Raw genomic sequence first — 17,184 nt, 5'->3', positions numbered from 1 at the left:
TCTTCTTTTCATTACGTAATATCTTCTAAAATAAGTGCTTTTTCTTGTGTTGAAATATATGACCGCTTCGTAAAGACGCGGTATTCGTTTTCTCGAGTTTTATCTAAAATAGCCTTATAAAAGTGAGCAGCTGCTTTCACTGGAATCCTTGAATAAAGTGGGAATTCATGGAGATGGTCAAAAAATTCCTCATAGTACGCCTCTGCCTCAAAAGCAATATATTCCCATACGTGCTGGAAGGCTTGATTGACGATCCCTTCTTGTAATTCTTGCTCTGTATACCCAAATTGATCCATGACTTGTTTTGGCAAATAAATGCGGTTCCTTTCCGCCTTATCCTCACCAATATCTCGAAGAATATTAGTCAACTGCATGCCAATCCCAAGGGAGATCGCAGCTTCTTTTAGCTGTTCTTTTTTACGCGGTGCAATGATCGGAAGCAGCATTAATCCAACTGTACTTGCGACATGATAGGAATAGATGAGCAGTTCATCTAACGTTTCATATCGATGCTGCTCTAAATCCATCTCCTGTCCTCGCAGCAGGTCACGGAATGGGGATTCATCCATACGAAACTGTTGAAATGTATACTCCAGCGCCACCCACATTGGATCATCACGATCTACTTCTCCTTGCAAGAAACGATTAAATGCCTCCTGAAAAGACGCCAGTTCTTCCTTTGGTGAAGGAGACTCATCTACAATGTCATCCGCTCTCCTACAAAAAGAATATACGGCCCAAACAGCCTGTCTTTTCTTTTTAGGTAGCATGGAAAAGGCACGATAAAACGTTTTTGAATGGGTTTGAATGGTCTCTTCACATATTTTCAATGCTGTTTGCACATCAACCACTTAGCTTCACTTCCTTTCTGTTGTTCAGCTCTTTAAGCAGTACAGAAGCCATGAGCTTTGCACTTTGCATCACGATCGGTACCCCGCCGCCGGGATGGATGGAAGCACCTACCGCATATAGATTGTCTACATCTGCAACCTTTACTTGCGGGCGAAACACACCTGATTGAAACAAATTAGGAGCGAGTCCAAAGCTGCCGCCTTCAAACAATCCTTCTCGCATTGAATCATTCGGTGTTCTCACCTTTTGCCAGACAACCGCCTCTCGCAGCTGTGGAAAGCCTCTTTTCTCAAGACGTTCCACCATTTTATCCACAAAGTCTGTCTCTTGTTCCCAATTGATGTGATCTCCTGATGGAACAGGAATGAGCATATATAGGACACTGCTGCCTTCTGGGGCAAGGGATGGATCGATGATAGATGGATTAAAAGTATAAAATGATGGATCTTGAGGTATCGTTTTCGTTTGGAACACCTCTCTCATATGCTGATCAAAGTGTTCTCCCATGAAAAATTGATGAACAGGTGCTTCATCGTATACTTTGTTTAACCCTAGATACACCATCACGCAGCCGGAGGATGGAACGTATTTACGCCGGTCTTGTTCACCTAAACCAAGCTGTTTTAACGCCGCTGGATAATCTCCGTTCATCACAAATGCATCAGCTGCTATGTGCTCATCATTTATTTTTGCCTTGACCACACGTTTCCCCTCAAACTCAAATTGTGCGACTTCTTCACTTTTTCTTATGTGTACACCCGTCTTTAAGAGCTGTCTCTCCAATATATCTACTAAACTCGCATATCCGCCTTTTAAATAGTAAATTCCGTGTGCGTGCTCACTATATGAAACAAGCGAATAAATGGCAGATGCTTCATACGGATTTCCTCCGACATAGAGGGTTTGAAGTGCATATGCATCTCGGAGGCGCTCATCTGAAAAATATTTTTTGAGAGAACTTTGAACGGTTCGATATGCTTTTAATTTCATTAAAATCTTCATGTTCGCTTTTGTAAAAAAGGTTCGTTTTTCATGAAATGATTTTTCTAGAAAAGCTTCCTGCCCTTCTTGAAACCGATCCGTCATTTCTTGCATAAATGTTAAATATCCCTGTTCTTCCTTTGGAAATACACGTTTGATTTCTTCTAGTTGTCGCAGTGTATCAGAGTATTTCGTATAGGAGGTTCCATCTTGATAGTGGATCGTATACAGCGGATCGAGCTGCAAGAGATCAAGAGATGTTTCATCAATGCCTACGTCATGTAAAATGCCTTTTAACATATCAGGAAGTAGGACAATGGTCGGACCTTCATCTACTTTATATCCTTTCTCACGTACAAAAGCAAGTCTCCCGCCGAGCCGTTCATTTTTTTCAACAAGGGTGACATCATGTCCAGCTTTTTTTAAATAGAGGGCTGAGATCATTCCGCCAATACCGCCGCCAGCAATCAATATATGTTTTTTCATGAGGCGCTCCCCTTTTCTTGATGTGGCACTCTTTTGTGCGTATGTTTCTCTTTTGACAGAATCGCATTTGTCGTAATTCGCGCTGATTCTAAAATGGTTGGCAATCCGCTGCCCGGGTGGGTTCCTCCACCAACGAGCCAGCAGTGTTTCAACTCATCAAATTCGTTATGCGGCCTGAGTACCATCATCTGCGTCAACTGGTGACCAAGATTAAATGTAGCTCCTTCATACACGTACAGCTCTTCTTCCCAGTGCTTAGGCGTGATCATCCGCTCGACTTCAATATGCTGCCTGATATTCTTAAAGCCTGTTTTCCGCTCCAGCGTATCCAGCACAAGCTCTCTAAATTCTTCTTGATGCGCTTCCCAGTCAATACCGCTTTGATTATTGGCAACGGGTGCTAACACATAAAGAGCGGACTTGCCTTTTGGCGCAAGCGAATCATCTGTCACACTTGCATTTTGAATATAAATGGACGGATCATCCGGCAGCTCAAAGGTTTTCGTAATCTCTTTGACGAACTTCGCATAGTCATCGGAAAAAACGATGGTATGATGCGGCTCATCATATATCGTATCTAAACCTAGGTACAGCATAAAGGTGGAGCATGAGAATTTTTTCTTTTTCAGTTTCTTCTCGCTATATTTCTTTAAAAGACCCGGCTCTACAAGCTTTGTCATCACGTGTGCAAAATCACCATTTACGACCACCTCATCTGCCTGTATTTCTTCACCAGTTTCTAAGCGAATGCCCTTCACTTTCCTGCCTTCCGTCAGCAACTTGTCAACTCCAGTTGATAGATGAAGGGTAGCCCCAGATTCAACAGCTGCCTTTGCCATCGCTTCTGACAGCTGATTCACTCCGCCTTTCGGGTGATAAACGCCTGTGTCATGCTCCATAAAGGAAAGAATTGAGAACGCTCCTGGGCATTCCCAAGGTGACATCCCTAAATATTTTGATTGGAATGTAAAGGCATATTTCACTGATTCATTTGAGAAATAATCCGACAGCACATCATATAAGCTTTTATTTAATGAGAGCTGAGGAAGTGCTTTGATGACTTTTGGACGCAAATAATGATGGAAACGATCCATTTTACTTTGTAGAATTGGTGTTAGGCGGTCCATTTTTCGTTTTGTATCATTCATAAAACGTACATACCCCTCGCCCTCCCCAGGTGCAAAGGCTTCTAGACGTTTGTACATTTCGTCTCGATCTCGAATCATATCAAGCTTCTCATCTTGAAAGATTAATCTATACATTTCTTTTAATTCAATCACATCTATATAATCATAGAGATTTTTACCGGCAAAGGTGAACAGTTCCTCTGCAATATGAATCATACTGAGAAAAGTAGGACCTGTATCAAACGTGAAATCACCAAGTTGAAACTTAGAGTTACGTCCGCCAACAAAGGACTGTTTTTCATATATATGAACATCATGTCCTTTGCTTTGCAACATCATAGCTGCTGCAAGTCCCCCTGGTCCTGCTCCGATCACAATGATTTTCATTATCCTTTTTCCTCCAAATTAATTCACTTTAAGTTAATTATACAAATTGAAGCGGTTAGATCAACTTTTGATGTGCTCTAAAAGTCTCATGTTATGTATCAAAAAAGCCGACTTCCTTTCAACAAGTGCAAGAAAGCCGACCCTTTGTTATGCTTCTATATCAATTCGATATGTTTCAAACCAATGATGAATCTGTGCCAAATGGGCAATGAGCTGTGGGCCTTTCATTAACTGACCATACCAAGGAACCTGGAAAGAAGCCCCTTCCGTTTCAATCAGCTGTTTTAATTGATGTGGATCTAAAAATTCATGAAGCACAGAATCCTTTTGCGCGAGACAATCTGTTAACATCTCTTTTACCGCCTGAGTATAAGCAGGATGATGTGTTTTCGGATAAGGGCTCTTCTTGCGATAAAGCACTTCATTCGGTAAAATTCCCTCTAATGCTTTTCTCAAAACCCCTTTTTCCCGATTTCCATACATTTTCATTTCCCAAGGAATATTCCATACATACTCAACAAGACGATGATCTGCGAATGGAACACGTACCTCAAGGCTCGCCCCCATGCTCATACGATCTTTTCGATCCAGCAGTGTTGTCATAAACCAAATCATATTTAAGTAAAAAAGTTCTCTTCGGGCTTTATCTACTCCAGTTTCCCCATCTAAAAGAGGGGTTTCTGCCACGGTTTCTTCATATTTGCTTTGCGCATATTCCTTCAGTGATAATTTCTTTTGCCATGAGTCTTGAAGAAGCTGAATGCGTGCTTCCGTTGATCTCATCCACGGAAATCCATTGGTTTCGCTTGCCATGTGAAACCATGGGTAACCTCCAAAAATTTCATCTGCACATTCACCTGATAAACCAACAACAAAATCCTTTTTAATTTCTCGGCAGAACCATAGTAAGGAAGAATCAATATCTGCCATCCCCGGCAAATCTCGCACTTCAACCGCTTCTTTCAAATAAGAAGCCAGCTCTTTTTGCCCAATGATACAGCTGTGATGATTCGTTTGAAACGCTTTGGTCATTCGATCAATCCACGGGCCGTCAGCATTCGGCTGAAATTGACTTGCTTCAAAGAATTGATCATTTCCGTCGTAATCAATGGAATACGTATGCAGCGGGGCTTTCCCTATTTTCTCAAAGTGCTTGGCGGCAATGGCCGTAATGGCACTAGAATCCACACCGCCCGATAAAAACGTACATACAGGCACATCAGAGACAAGTTGTCTTGTAACAGCATCCGTAAAGAGTTCCTTCACGTGCTGAGCGGTGTCATCCAGCGAATCTGTATGCTGCTTGCTTTTGACATTCCAGTACCTCCACACACGCAAACCATCTTTTGAAAAGGTTAGGGCATGAGCAGGTCTCAGCTCTTTCACCCCTTTAAATACGCCTTGCCCTGGTGTTCTAGACGGCCCTAAACCAAAGATTTCTGATAACCCTTCATGATCCACTTTGGCTTTCATTTCAGGATGAGCCAGAAGTGCTTTGATTTCTGAGCCAAACAAAAAGGAATGATGACGTTCTGTATAGAAAAATGGCTTGACACCGAGCCGGTCTCTCGCTGCAAATAATAATTCACGCTCACTATCCCAAATGACAAATGCAAAAATTCCATTAAAATGGGTCACACACTCTTCCTTCCATTCTGTATAGGCGTGAAGAAGAACCTCTGTATCAGAATGCCCAAGAAAGCGGTGCCCCCTTTTGAATAATTCTTTTCGTATATCCTCCGTGTTATAGAGTTCTCCATTGTATACCACCGTATAATCATGGTGTTGATGGGTATATGTCATCGGCTGCTTTCCGCCTTCAACATCGACAACGGCTAACCGTTTATGGCCGAAAAGAACGTGCTCACTTTTCCACGTATTTGTATCATCCGGCCCTCGTTTAGATAATGTATCTGTCATTTGATTGATTACATGATCCTGTTGGATGAGCTGCTTTTTAAAGTCTGCCCAGCCTGTTATTCCACACATCATCATCAGCTCCCATCCGTTTTTCATCAAGTGTTCTCATTTAGCCTTTCTTAGTTTATGCATCGGCTCCTTGATAGTTGATTTGTCCTTTTTTCCCCCTGTGTATAGGACAAGCTTCATTTGGTAAGAAAAGAAAGAGGAAAGGAGGTTTTGCGAATGGAGAACCGAATGACATATCTTCAGCAAAACCACCCAAAATGGTGTAACGGGTACTTACTGATGGAAAACGGTCATTGTCTGATTGAAGACGAAGAAGGAGACATCATGCTGCCTGAAAGCCTTCAAAGTTCTATGATCTGTTTGAAAGAAAAGGATCGATGGACAAAAGGAGAATTGCTCGGGTCTGTCGTTCTTTGTGAGAATGGGAAGTTGATGGAGGTAAAAGGCGGTGAACGCATTCAATATACAGCGTCTCTTTCTAAAGGGTGGCTTGATTTGCTCATGTTCGTACCGGAAAGCGTCTTTTATCAGATCATTGACTATGTAGAACAGCTTGGCTTTTCCGTCTATGATTGTATCTTCTCTTCCTTCCATCCTTCTCATCGCGTGTCTTTTTTTCAGTTTTCAGGAGACATGCAATCACTTGCCCTTCAATGCCACCATCATTCGGGTACAAATCAAGTTCAATTGGAATGGACGACGTCTGACGGTCACCGGATGATGTCTCAGTTTGATCTCACATAAAAAGGGCACTGCTTTTGATAAGCAATGCCCTTTTTATCTTAAAAGATATGGAAACCGATCGGCAGACGTAAGCCGAGAAGAATGGTCACAATGGCAACCACGATAAAACCAATGAATACACCCGTCACCGATTTTCCTTTTTTCTTGCGTACAAGGACCATTTCCATGAAACCAATCACAAGAATACCAAGTATCATTTTTCCAACATACTCGCCCCCGTAACCCGGGATTTTCATTCCTGTACGAACATACAGCTCTACACCCGTTGCAATAATAATCAAGTAAAATAGGCGTACGATCATATGCACAATTTTAGCGCCTTTATCGTTTTTACCTGCTAATGCAAAGGCAACGAAAAATAAAATAATACCTAGCACCCACGCTGTAATATGTAAATGTGTTCCCATTTGTGATTTCCCCCTTTATCAGAACAATTACCTTCTCATCGTACCACGAAATAAGTCGAACACAAAGCGACAATCCTGTGTCAACACGCCTTTATTTGACGCGATTTGATAACGTCCCAATTGGTTCAATTGTTACTTCAACCTGATCGCCTGAGGCTAAAAATTTTGGCGGTTCAAAACCTTTGCCGACTCCAGAAGGTGTACCTGTTGCAATGATGTCTCCCGCTTCCAGCGTCATCCCTTTTGAAAGAGTTGACACAATGTCTTCAATTGGGAAGATCATTAATTCCGTACTGGCAGACTGACGAACCTCTCCGTTTACCTTTGTTTCCACATGGAGTGCTCCATGATCCTCGATCACTGACTTGTGAACGATATAAGGTCCCATTGGACAAGTTGTATCTAAGCTTTTTCCGATGAAAAATTGTTTGTGTTTTTTCTGCAAATCTCTTGCCGTTATATCATTTAAAATGGTGTAACCGAAAATGTAATCGTGGACCTCTTCAGGAGCAATATTCTTTCCTGTTTTGCCAATGACAATGGCAAGCTCCCCTTCGTAATCCAATTCACTTGTCACATCTTCATGGAGAAGAATGTCCGCTTCATGCCCTACAACAGAGGTAGGCGCCTTTGTAAAGATCATCACGTCTTTAGGAATATCTGCCGCACTTCCCATTTCCATGACGTGATCTTGATAGTTTTTCCCAACACACATGATGTTTTTCGTTGGTTTTGGAATCGGTGCATGGAGTGTCACGTCCGAAAGCGGATAGACATAAGAGCCGCGGTCTTCTTCTTTTTTCTCCGCCCAATCAAGAAGCTGTTTGACGTGTTCGACAAACTTGTCCCCCATGTTGATGCATTCAGATAAAGAGTTTGGCAATGTCTCCAGCTCAAATAGTTTTGCTTCTGCCTTTTTGACGTCCATCACCCATTCATCATCAATGACGACCCCGATAAACAATCTGTTATGTATCTCACCTGTAAAAAACTTCATGTCTTCCCCTCACAATCTTCATTTCACTACATTATGATGTCTCATTTTTATTTCTCTACGAAATAAAAAAAACCCTTTTTTATCATACTCTCTTTTAAAAAGGGTTTCAAAAATGAAGACCTGACATTTAGCGGTAGCGTCGATACTCCCACATATTCCCTTGATCCCATTTACGATCAACATTTCCTTGATGGCGGGAATGATGTTTTTTCTTTCCGCATCTTCGGCAAGAGTGACTCCGTTTATGGTGATGAGAACGTTTAGATCGATGGCTGCGGTGTGATTTGCGGCAGCTTTTCTTATGATGTGATCTGTGTTTGCTGCGGCATGATTTTTTTGGTTCACTCTTTTTGCTGCGGCAAGACTTTTTGCTTTTATACGACTTTTTACTTTTGCATGGTTTCTCGCTCTTTACACTTTTCTTTGAGCAGCGACTTTTTTTAGAGCGATAGCTTTTATGGCTTTTTTTGCTGCGATGTGACTTACGGCAGCCTCCTCCACCAAAGAACCAGTGACGGCGATTTGAATGACGAGAACGAGATGATTTGTGCGAATGTCCCGATTCTGGTTCACGATCTAAGTGTTGATCACGCCCCTCACTTCGAAGTGAATCAACTGCATGTTCAATATGCGAATGATCAAATGTGCTCACGAACAATTCCCCTCCCAAACTGTGCTCTGACAAAACAAACAGACAAAGCTGTTTATCTTCTCTGCTTTATGTTACGAGACTCGATAGACAAGTGTTCTTGGCGAATGCCTCTTTCTTAGAAAACTCCATGAATACCTACCAGAAGGTACAGGACATTCCTTCAATTTCATATAGTGGAGGAGAATAGGAGGGTGATGAATGCATGGACACAGAACCTTTAAAACAACTGGATATCTGGATTCATCCAAAAGATCTCATGGAATTAAAAAAGGACGTATGGAACGATGAACCCGTCGAGGCCATTCTGAAAACCGGCCAAACGAAGTCACATATTTATGCCTCATACCGAGGATCACACATCCGAAAGCTCAAGAAAAAATCCTATCAAATTGAATATCGAAAACCAAAGCAAAGACAAGGCGAATCCCTTTTTCACTTAAATGCAGAGTACAATGATCCTTCTTTCATTCGCAACAGGTTGTCTTTTTATTTCTTTGAACAAATGGGTGTGTTCAGCCCGTCCGCTTCTCATGTGTTTCTGACCATTAATGGAAGAAAAGAAGGCATTTATTTAAAAATAGAATCTGTAGATGAGCTGTTCCTCCAAAAACGACAGCTGCATGGAGGCGGCATTTATTATGCTGTAGATGATGACGCCAATTTCTCTCTTTTAAGTTCATTTGATAAAAAGCCAAAAAAACATCTTCTTCTCGGTTATGAGAAAAAAACGGGAACTCCTGAACACGACAAGCAGCTGAGTGAATTTATTTACTTTTTGAACACCGCAAGGGACGACACGTTTGCAAATAAGATTGAGCAGTATCTTGATGTAACACAATATTTCCGCTGGCTCATTGGTGTCGTGTGTACCCAAAATTTTGATGGCTTTGTTCATAACTATGCGCTTTATGTGAATGATCAAGGAAGGTTTCAAGTAATGCCTTGGGATTATGATGCGACTTGGGGTCGTGATATTCATGGAGAAGAAATGGCGTTTGATTATATTCCAGTCAGCGGTTTCAATACATTAACCGCTAGATTACTAGACATCCCTGCATTTAAAAGAGACTATTATGCCCTTTTCCAGCACGTACTAGATACACATTTTTTAGAAAACCGGCTTCTCCCCATCATTGAGACATGGCATGCTTCGATTGATCAGCGAATTGGAGATGATCCATATACGAAAAACCGACAAGACATGCTGCGTTCAGAGCGAGAATTAATCCGACAGTATATCAACAAAAGACGACGTTATTTACAAACTGAGATTAAAAAAGAGACATCGCGCCTGTAAAGACACTTTCGAATTTTGTCACTTTAGTTCTCATATTGACGAAAGAGCTTTTTTTATAGAAAAATAGGGTATACTAACCATATCCTTCTATTTGATAAAAAATGTGAGAGTTGGCGTCCGTTATGATCAATTATGAAATTGAACAAAAAAGATTACATTTGATTGAGACCGCAAAAAAATTCGGAATGAATGCCGAAGAAACCATCAGGTGCAGTCAAGAGCTTGACACACTCTTAAATAAAGGCATCAAAACCACCTCTAAAGAATGCTCGAATAAAGGGTAAACCATACACTTCATTCCTCTCATCAAAGTTCTTCAAAAAGACAATCACATATTAAAAGACCCATCATAAGCTATGGTGAAACGCCCAAAAACGAAGTGCCCTATTTTTCTAAAGGATGTGCACCGCTATGCCGGCTATTGTTGGAGCCTTTAAAGTAAATGCCGTCGGAACGAGCGGAGTCGTTCATGTTGGAGACTGCATCACCATTTCTCCAAATAGTCAGGTTAAAACGTTTGCCGGCGCAGGCAGTTTTAACACTGGTGATCAATTACGCATTAGCAACTATAAAAGTGTGACAAATACGTATGATAGTGATGTCATTGATCAACCGCTTGTTGGTAACTTGTAAGGAGTGAGAATCCGTTGAACTTCTATATTAATCAAGCGATACAAATTAATTACTTACGTGTGGAGTCTGTGAGTAACTCATCCGTTCTGCAAATCGGAAGTGCTGGATCAATCAAGGCACTCTCCAATCTGTATAACACTGGAAGCTACGTAGAGTCAGCACCTGCCGCAGCAGGCACACAAGGAATTCAAGAATCTCAAGGCGCAAGCACAGCACCTTTTGTACCGCTTCAGTCACCAACAACATAAGTTCATCTGCAATCCCCGGAGGTGTATGCATATGTATGACTATCAAAACAACGCTTCACAATTGTATGGCATCATTCAAAAGCAAACACAGCAAATCATGATGCTTGAAAAAAGGCTTAACGAGCTTCAGCAGGAAATGCAAATGATCAAAGATAAACCGACAACAACGATTGAACGGATTGATTATCAATTTGATCAACTGAAAATCGAGCGGCTGGAAGGCACATTAAATATCGGCCTCAATCCATCTGATCCAAATAGTGTTCAAAATTTTGAAGTGGGCCAAACAACAACCCCGGGAATTGGAATGATGCAGCAAGAAATGGCTGATCAATCTTTCAATCAAACACGCCAGCTTGTCGATGCATTCTTAAATGAAGAAGCTCCACAGCTTCTTGAAGAACTAGAGCAGCGATACGAAGGCTCGCTTGATGAAAGCAACAAACACCATATCATTGAGGACATTCGAAAACAAATAGACAGCAGAATCAAATATTATGCGGGGCAGCTACCACAAAGGGAAGATATGACCCCGCTTCAACGTTCCGAGCAAATTGCTGAATATGTGAAACATGATGTCAAACGGGCAATCGAGCACTTTTTAGCCCATATTCCAAATGAAACGAAAGGAGAGGAAAACGGATGAATTTCACAGTCGTCAACCGCAACATCGAAACCGGAAGCATTAAAGTAGTTGGGGTATCGTCCTCTTCCCTATTTATTATCGGGGACACGGATCACGTACAACTGTCATCGATTTTCGATACACCGCCAGAATCATTAATTATTGGACCGTTTGTTCCTCTAGCCCCTCGATAATGATCAAGCGCACATCTCAAGTGAAGTTCTCGAAGGTGAATTCTGTCGGGATTTCAAGTGTTGTTCAAATTGGTGATACACAAGAGCTATGTCCGAACGTGAAGGTGTTAGCTGTTCAGCGAACCATTAGTTTGTTTTATGGAAATGAAGCTGAAAACCTAGATGCAAAAGAATTTGAAGTGTATTATGAGCCGATCCCATTGATGCTGCCAGAACGAGCGGTTAGAACGGCCTTTTATCATGAAAAGCCTCTCATTAAAGTGTCGTCCATTCATGTAGAAGGGGTCTCTTCCTCCTCTATCTATCAAATTGGCTCTACGTGCGGAATAAATGCCGTTGCGCGAGTGAAGCATATTCGAGAGTTATTTAGCAACAATGACGAACAGCCGCCAAACTCACAATTGGACCTACCTGCGCATATGATGGTGATATGACTTCGAATAAAGGATGTCGATTATGCCAGCAATTGTCGGACCCATTTACATTAACTCGATTTCTGGGGGCGTCGTAAACGTCGGTGACTCATTTTATCTTTCGCCTAAAAGTTCTTCAAAATCTGCTTTAGGCTCTGGAGCGGGGAATACCGGAGATTTCTTGATTTTAAATAATGGCATTAGCGCCACCAACTATGTGGATCCTGACTTAAATGATCAGAATATGGTAGGCAATGCATAAAGCGGCTCCTCTACACTCATTTCATTTAGAGGAGCGCTTTTTTATGCTTATTTCTTTCTGCGTTGTCTTGATTTCTTTGTTTTGACCAGCTTGCTTGCCGGCTGCTTTCGAATCCATTTGATGTACGGAACAAGCTTTTCATCTTGTCTTAGTGCATCCAGCGTATTCAAACGTGCGGCAAGCTCCTGGTTTGTATAAAGAGCATGTACCTGTTTATGGCAAGGGATACACAGGAAGGCAGTCGGTAGAAAGGCCCCTCCTTCTTCTCTTGGCGTTAAGTGATGTTCCGTAAGGACGACCTCTTGTCTTCCGCACAGCTCACATAATCCAATCGTTTGCTTTGCCAACCTGAGATCACCTCACTTTACATTAATTCCATCGAGACTGTTGTTCCTTTCCCGCTTGGATCTGCTGGGTGGACAATCAGTTTCTTTGGCAGTCTCATCTTTAATTCTTCCACATGGCTGATCACACCAACAGCTAAATTTTGAGACTGTAGTTTCTCTAATGCCGTAATCACCGTATCTAACAAGTCTTGATCGAGTGTACCAAATCCTTCATCTAAGAAGAAGAATTGCAGCGGGAACTCACCTCTCAGCTGAATTTGTGCAGACAGAGCAAGAGCAAGTGCTAAAGACGTCAGGAAAGTTTCTCCCCCAGACAAGCTAGATACCGGACGTCTGACACCTCCATTGGCATCATCCCGCATCACAAAACCGCCCTCTGAATCGACTTCAATGGCATACCTTTGTCTTGTCAAAATCCCAAGACGATGAGAAGCATCGCGACTGACACTTTCTAGCTGTTCTTCTGCTAGGAACTCAACAAATGTATTCCCTTTAAACACAGTTTGAAGCTTATCCAGCCGGTCAATTTCTTGCTGCAGTTCTTCAAGGCGTTCATGAATGCTTGCAAAGCGCTGATGGTTTGCTTCAATCACTCGCAGATGCTCCTGTGCAGATCCACTCAGCGCTGTCGCTTCTTCAAGCGCTTTTTCCGCCGCTTCTTTTTTTAGTTGAATATCTGTCCACTCGTCTTCATCCAGCGACTCACCTTTTAACAGTTCCGAAATTCGCTTTAAGTTTGCTGCACATTGCTTTCTTTTATCCTCAAATTCCTCAATTTCCTGTTTGACTGTAAGACGTACAGATCGATCCATTAAAGCAGGTTCAACCTCCTGCGGCTGATCAAAAGGAGTAGGTCCTGTTTCTTTTTGCCATGCTTCCTCAGCTTCTTGTTTTCGCCGCTTAGCCTCTTGGAGCTGACGTTCACTGCTTGAGAAATGGCTTTGCGCCTCACTAAATAATTGCTGTGCATGCTTAAATTGCTCGTACGATTGCTGTTCTTTTTCATTTAGATGAGCAAGAGATTGTTGAACTTCGTCCAGTTCATCAGAAAGAGAAGCGGCTTTTAAAGGATATCGCTGTAAATCTGTTTCATATTGATCGATCAGGTGTTGCTGGCTTCCCAGCTGATGCGCCAGCTTATCGAGTTCCTTCTCTAGATCGTATATGGCTGTTTGCAGATGCTCTTTTGCCTGCTGTTTTTCCTCTAGAAAAGAAATACTCTTCTCAATACGCTCTTGATAACCTTCCGCTTGTTGATCCTTTTCGTCAATTTGTTGCTGCATTTCCTGCACTTGGTTGATTGTCAGGTGAGGAAAGGTCTGTTCAAATTGCGTCAGTTGTTCGGAAAGCTCAGATCGAAGCTCCTTGATCAGCATGTCTAGTTCTTGTATGCGCTGCTGCTCAAATGTCAGTTGATCTTTGACTTTGCTCATTTCTGCCGCTTGATCATAAGTGACGTCCATTAAACGAGCTCGTTTGCTTTCGATTGCTTGAATATCTTGTTTTACGCCTTTCCATTCTTGAATCAGCTGGTGCAAAGACTGCGGATTCTGTACTGCTTCTACTGCTGCAGCTACTTCCGAATCGGGGGCTTTTTGAGATAAAAAGGAGAACTGTTTAACTAATTGATTGGCATGCGTTTCAAGCAGCTGCTTTGCAGCAAACATGTCTCTAGCATATTCCTCTGCCTGCTTGAGCTCTTTATCCATTTTTACAATCCATTCATCAATTTGGGCAACCGTTTCTTCATGGTCATTGTCTATCACAGCCTTTGGATCATGATGAATTGATCCACAAACAGGACATGGTTCACCGTCTACTAGCTCTGCCGCTAATTCTTTTCTTAATTCTGCCGATCTGACAACATCACGCTGTTTTAATTTTTCTTGTTTTTTGTCCTGCTCTTTATGACTCCATTCTGTAAGACCTCGTTCAAATTCACATACATAAAAATACAATTGTTCTATCGCTTGAAACGATTGATTTATTTTTTCATGATGATCTTTTTGCTGTTTTTGAAGCTTTTCATATGATTGTGTCGCCTGTGCTGAACGCTGTCTTAGCTCCTCAATCTTTTGTTCTTCCTTTTGAATACTCACATTCATTCTTTGAACATTTTCACTGAAACGAAGTGCGTCTTGTACAAGTTTCCGCTCTTTGACAGAGACTTGTAATTGTTCCAGCTCATGCTTCAACTGTGTTTGTTTCGCAAGCGCACGCTCTAATAAAGATTGCAGGTTTTCGGCTTCCGCTTTTTTTTGAGTCAATTGCTGCGCTTTTTCATGGTTTTGCTGCTCTAGTACGGTCTTTTCCTGAAGAGCTGTTTCTTTTTTTCGTTCAATTTCTTTTAATTGAATCAGCTGCTCTTTCTTTTGAAGAAGCTCTGGCTCATTTTCCATTTTCTTTTGCCGTGTTTGCTCATACTCCTGCGTCATTTGATCATAGATCGTTCGTTGATGAAGTAAATGTTTTTCTGCTTCCTGCTTCTCTTTTGATGCTTGAGAGAGCTGCTTTTCAGCCTTTGTTAATGCATCCGCATAAGGCTTTAATGTCTCTGCCTGCTCTGCAATGCGAAGTTGATTCTTTTTCTCTTCCATCGTTGGTGCCAGTAGATTGAGTTTGTTTTGTTCCTTCTCGTACGCTTCTTGTTCCTTTTGATACTGCCAGATGGCTTGCGCTTTTGTAAAAGTAGTGAACGCTTCGTCCCGCGTTTGTTTTTTCTCAAGAAAAATAGCTTGCGCCTGCGCAGCTGCTTCTTTAGCTTTCGCTAATGCCTCTGGACCAGCTTCTCCTAATCCAGTCAGTTCAGCCAGCAGTTCGTTTTTCTGACCATAGTGATTTTGAGCCTTTGCGCGTAAACGTTTGACGAGCTGATCACCATATTTCTCCAAATTAAACAAACGCTGCAGCATTTGGCGTCTGTCGGCTCCTTTCAATGAAAGGAATTCCGCAAACTTTCCTTGGGGTAAAACAACCGCTCTCGTAAAATCGTCAATGGTTAAACCAAGTAATTCTTCTATTTTACGATTGACCTCACTTGCTTTATCTGCAAGAACTGTCTGCGTATCACCAATTTCAATCAATCGGCATAACGTCGTTCTAACCTTCATTTCATCTGCCCGTTTAAAGGCACGTTCCACTTTATAAGAAATATGGTGTTCCCTTTGCAAAGCGAACGTAAAGGAGACAGACAGCTTTTCTTCAGCTTGGTTCAAAATACCATGCGTATTATTGAGTGCACGTTCGACCTTGCCATAGAGTGCTAGTGTCATGGCATCTAATATGGACGATTTTCCGCTTCCAGTCGGTCCAAAAATACCAAACACACCTGCATCACATAAGGAGCTAAAGTCAATGGTTTGCTCTTCTCTGAAGCTATGAAGTCCTTTAATGGTTAGCGTGATCGGCTTCAATTCGCTTCCTCCTCTTGCATGTCATTGGCAAGCTCTAAAAATAGCTTGACAGTTTTTTCATCAGGTAGACCTCCACCTGTCTGACGCTCATAAAATTTCACGAACCGCTCTTCAATCGAGAGTTTTTCCACTTGTTTTTGTTCTTCTTTTTGCTGTAACTCTTTAAACTTTGGTCTAATATGGACAAATCCACTATGCTGTTTTCTAAGCTGATGAATTTGTTCGATCGACAGCTGATCTGATAAGTGAATCTCTAAATCAATCCAGGCTTGAAGATCCCGCTTTTCATCCAGCCAACTGTGCACTTGGCTCAGCCCTTCAGTCGCCTTCCACTTCATAAGTGGTTTACCGCTTGATAAAAACACTTCTTTCCAGCTTGCTGTTTCATTCGGTTTTGCATCCACAATGGTGACTGATTTGGCGTAGCCTGCTTCAGAAAAGCTGTATGCAAGTGGAGAGCCAGAATAGCGGGCAATCGTTTTGGCACGTTTAATGGTTTGGGGGCGATGCAAATGCCCCAATGCGACATAAAAAGCCGCCTCAGGCAGACTTTCGGCCGCAACGGTATATGCGCCTCCCACTTCAATCGGCCTTTCCGAATCCGTTTGACTGCCACCTGCCACATAAATATGACTTGTTGCGATATTAACCGTATCCGCCTGAAATTGGCTGCTTAAATGTTGAAACATTTGTTGTATTTTTAAATTGTACTGATCACGGAGCAGTTTCTCTTCAAATGTTTCAGCCAGCACTTCGTTTAGCCTTGCTTCGGACGGGTAAGCGAGTGCTGCAATAGATAGACGTTCACTTGCAGAAGGAACATCGACATGAATTAAATCATTTGTCGGATATCCAATTAAATGAATCCCCTGCTCATTCGTTAAAGGAGATGCGGCTGATAAACGGTCTGGGTTATCATGGTTGCCAGAGATCACAACCACCTGACGCTTTCCTTTATCAGATAATGCAGACAGACTTTCATAAAAAAGCTGTTCTGCGCGAGCAGGAGGGTTCACTGTATCAAAGGCATCTCCAGCCATCACAACGACATCAATGTGTTCATCCTTGACGATTTGATTTAATTCATCTAAAAACTCAGCTTGCTCCTCAAGCCGGCTTCGGCCTTCAAGGGTTTTCCCTAGATGCCAATCCGCTGTATGCAGAATCCTCATGTGATTCACCTCTCATTC

The 17,184-nt window shown here is 42.0% G+C and carries 19 protein-coding genes and 1 pseudogene; 9 read left to right on the top strand and 11 right to left on the bottom strand.

Annotated elements, in window-relative coordinates; translation table 11 throughout:
• Nucleotides 1-11: 11 nt before the first annotated feature.
• The 4 genes from ACTJJD_RS10745 to asnB all read right to left on the bottom strand — a co-directional run bounded on the left by ACTJJD_RS10745 (nucleotide 12) and on the right by asnB (nucleotide 5,822).
• Entirely contained in the window at nucleotides 12-851 is an 840-nt protein-coding gene (locus ACTJJD_RS10745) for a phytoene/squalene synthase family protein (RefSeq protein WP_035700220.1), read from the bottom strand.
• The gene (locus ACTJJD_RS10740) at nucleotides 844-2,319 is read right to left on the bottom strand and encodes a phytoene desaturase family protein (RefSeq protein WP_138278374.1); all 1,476 of its coding nucleotides are present in this window, start codon (nucleotides 2,317-2,319) and stop codon (nucleotides 844-846) included. The genes ACTJJD_RS10745 and ACTJJD_RS10740 overlap by 8 nt, the downstream gene beginning before the upstream one ends.
• The gene (locus ACTJJD_RS10735; protein WP_160757892.1) at nucleotides 2,316-3,833 is read right to left on the bottom strand and encodes a phytoene desaturase family protein; all 1,518 of its coding nucleotides are present in this window, start codon (nucleotides 3,831-3,833) and stop codon (nucleotides 2,316-2,318) included. The genes ACTJJD_RS10740 and ACTJJD_RS10735 overlap by 4 nt, the downstream gene beginning before the upstream one ends.
• Before the next feature lie 147 nt (nucleotides 3,834-3,980).
• On the bottom strand, nucleotides 3,981-5,822 hold the full coding sequence (asnB, locus tag ACTJJD_RS10730) for an asparagine synthase (glutamine-hydrolyzing) (protein ID WP_058337563.1): 1,842 nt from the start codon (nucleotides 5,820-5,822) through the stop codon (nucleotides 3,981-3,983).
• A gap of 156 nt (nucleotides 5,823-5,978) precedes the next feature.
• Here asnB and ACTJJD_RS10725 point away from each other — a divergent pair, with 156 nt between their 5' ends.
• On the top strand, nucleotides 5,979-6,506 hold the full coding sequence (locus ACTJJD_RS10725) for a DUF2777 family protein (RefSeq protein WP_335364267.1): 528 nt from the start codon (nucleotides 5,979-5,981) through the stop codon (nucleotides 6,504-6,506).
• 38 nt (nucleotides 6,507-6,544) lie between these two features.
• Here the strand turns inward: ACTJJD_RS10725 and ACTJJD_RS10720 are convergent, their stop codons facing one another.
• The 4 genes and pseudogenes from ACTJJD_RS10720 to ACTJJD_RS10705 all read right to left on the bottom strand — a co-directional run.
• Nucleotides 6,545-6,913, bottom strand: a complete 369-nt coding sequence (locus ACTJJD_RS10720) for a YisL family protein (RefSeq protein ID WP_007499115.1) — start codon at nucleotides 6,911-6,913, stop codon at nucleotides 6,545-6,547.
• A gap of 91 nt (nucleotides 6,914-7,004) precedes the next feature.
• Nucleotides 7,005-7,910, bottom strand: a complete 906-nt coding sequence (locus ACTJJD_RS10715; protein ID WP_007499116.1) for a fumarylacetoacetate hydrolase family protein — start codon at nucleotides 7,908-7,910, stop codon at nucleotides 7,005-7,007.
• Nucleotides 7,911-7,928: 18 nt separating this feature from the next.
• Nucleotides 7,929-8,213 (bottom strand): hypothetical protein, encoded by a 285-nt coding sequence (locus tag ACTJJD_RS10710; RefSeq protein ID WP_407974755.1) that lies wholly within the window; start codon nucleotides 8,211-8,213, stop codon nucleotides 7,929-7,931.
• Nucleotides 8,101-8,562 (bottom strand): annotated as a pseudogene (locus tag ACTJJD_RS10705) (CotG/ExsB N-terminal domain-containing protein); the annotation flags it as partial. The gene ACTJJD_RS10710 and the pseudogene ACTJJD_RS10705, both read right to left, overlap by 113 nt.
• Before the next feature lie 202 nt (nucleotides 8,563-8,764).
• Between ACTJJD_RS10705 and ACTJJD_RS10700 the strand changes: the two are divergent.
• The 8 genes from ACTJJD_RS10700 to ACTJJD_RS10665 all read left to right on the top strand — a co-directional run bounded on the left by ACTJJD_RS10700 (nucleotide 8,765) and on the right by ACTJJD_RS10665 (nucleotide 12,234).
• A complete protein-coding gene (locus ACTJJD_RS10700; RefSeq protein WP_098680887.1) occupies nucleotides 8,765-9,859 on the top strand; it encodes a CotH kinase family protein in 1,095 nt (364 codons plus the stop codon).
• A 122-nt stretch (nucleotides 9,860-9,981) separates the two neighbouring features.
• Entirely contained in the window at nucleotides 9,982-10,143 is a 162-nt protein-coding gene (locus ACTJJD_RS10695) for an aspartyl-phosphate phosphatase Spo0E family protein (protein WP_008348605.1), read from the top strand.
• Nucleotides 10,144-10,270: 127 nt separating this feature from the next.
• Nucleotides 10,271-10,492 (top strand): spore germination protein, encoded by a 222-nt coding sequence (locus tag ACTJJD_RS10690; RefSeq protein WP_003211745.1) that lies wholly within the window; start codon nucleotides 10,271-10,273, stop codon nucleotides 10,490-10,492.
• 14 nt (nucleotides 10,493-10,506) lie between these two features.
• The gene (locus ACTJJD_RS10685; RefSeq protein ID WP_017366980.1) at nucleotides 10,507-10,740 is read left to right on the top strand and encodes a spore germination protein GerPB; all 234 of its coding nucleotides are present in this window, start codon (nucleotides 10,507-10,509) and stop codon (nucleotides 10,738-10,740) included.
• Nucleotides 10,741-10,771: 31 nt separating this feature from the next.
• Nucleotides 10,772-11,386, top strand: coding sequence for a spore germination protein GerPC (locus ACTJJD_RS10680; protein ID WP_017366979.1), 615 nt, complete (start codon nucleotides 10,772-10,774; stop codon nucleotides 11,384-11,386).
• Nucleotides 11,383-11,559: a germination protein GerPD gene (locus ACTJJD_RS10675; protein ID WP_003210893.1), complete on the top strand. Its 177-nt coding sequence runs from the start codon at nucleotides 11,383-11,385 to the stop codon at nucleotides 11,557-11,559. Before ACTJJD_RS10680 ends, ACTJJD_RS10675 begins: the two co-directional genes overlap by 4 nt.
• Entirely contained in the window at nucleotides 11,559-11,993 is a 435-nt protein-coding gene (locus ACTJJD_RS10670) for a spore germination protein GerPE (protein ID WP_025207112.1), read from the top strand. The genes ACTJJD_RS10675 and ACTJJD_RS10670 overlap by 1 nt, the downstream gene beginning before the upstream one ends.
• A gap of 22 nt (nucleotides 11,994-12,015) precedes the next feature.
• A complete protein-coding gene (locus tag ACTJJD_RS10665; RefSeq protein WP_003211468.1) occupies nucleotides 12,016-12,234 on the top strand; it encodes a spore germination protein in 219 nt (72 codons plus the stop codon).
• A gap of 47 nt (nucleotides 12,235-12,281) precedes the next feature.
• Here the strand turns inward: ACTJJD_RS10665 and ACTJJD_RS10660 are convergent, their stop codons facing one another.
• Genes ACTJJD_RS10660 through sbcD form a run of 3 tightly spaced genes read right to left on the bottom strand, consistent with a single transcriptional unit; the run spans nucleotide 12,282 to nucleotide 17,166 of the window.
• Nucleotides 12,282-12,581 carry a hypothetical protein gene (locus ACTJJD_RS10660; RefSeq protein ID WP_017360217.1) on the bottom strand — a complete coding sequence of 100 codons (300 nt, stop codon included), beginning with the start codon at nucleotides 12,579-12,581 and terminating at the stop codon, nucleotides 12,282-12,284.
• Nucleotides 12,582-12,598: 17 nt separating this feature from the next.
• Nucleotides 12,599-15,994 carry an exonuclease subunit SbcC gene (gene sbcC / locus ACTJJD_RS10655; RefSeq protein ID WP_440608376.1) on the bottom strand — a complete coding sequence of 1,132 codons (3,396 nt, stop codon included), beginning with the start codon at nucleotides 15,992-15,994 and terminating at the stop codon, nucleotides 12,599-12,601.
• Nucleotides 15,991-17,166, bottom strand: coding sequence for an exonuclease subunit SbcD (gene sbcD, locus ACTJJD_RS10650; protein ID WP_440608375.1), 1,176 nt, complete (start codon nucleotides 17,164-17,166; stop codon nucleotides 15,991-15,993). Before sbcD ends, sbcC begins: the two co-directional genes overlap by 4 nt.
• Nucleotides 17,167-17,184 lie beyond the last annotated feature (18 nt).

The organism is Bacillus sp. 22446 (assembly GCF_052044955.1).
Lineage (GTDB): Bacteria > Bacillota > Bacilli > Bacillales > Bacillaceae > Bacillus > Bacillus altitudinis.
Note: the sequence above shows the minus strand (reverse complement) of the source record. Positions and strands in the feature narration are given on the sequence as shown.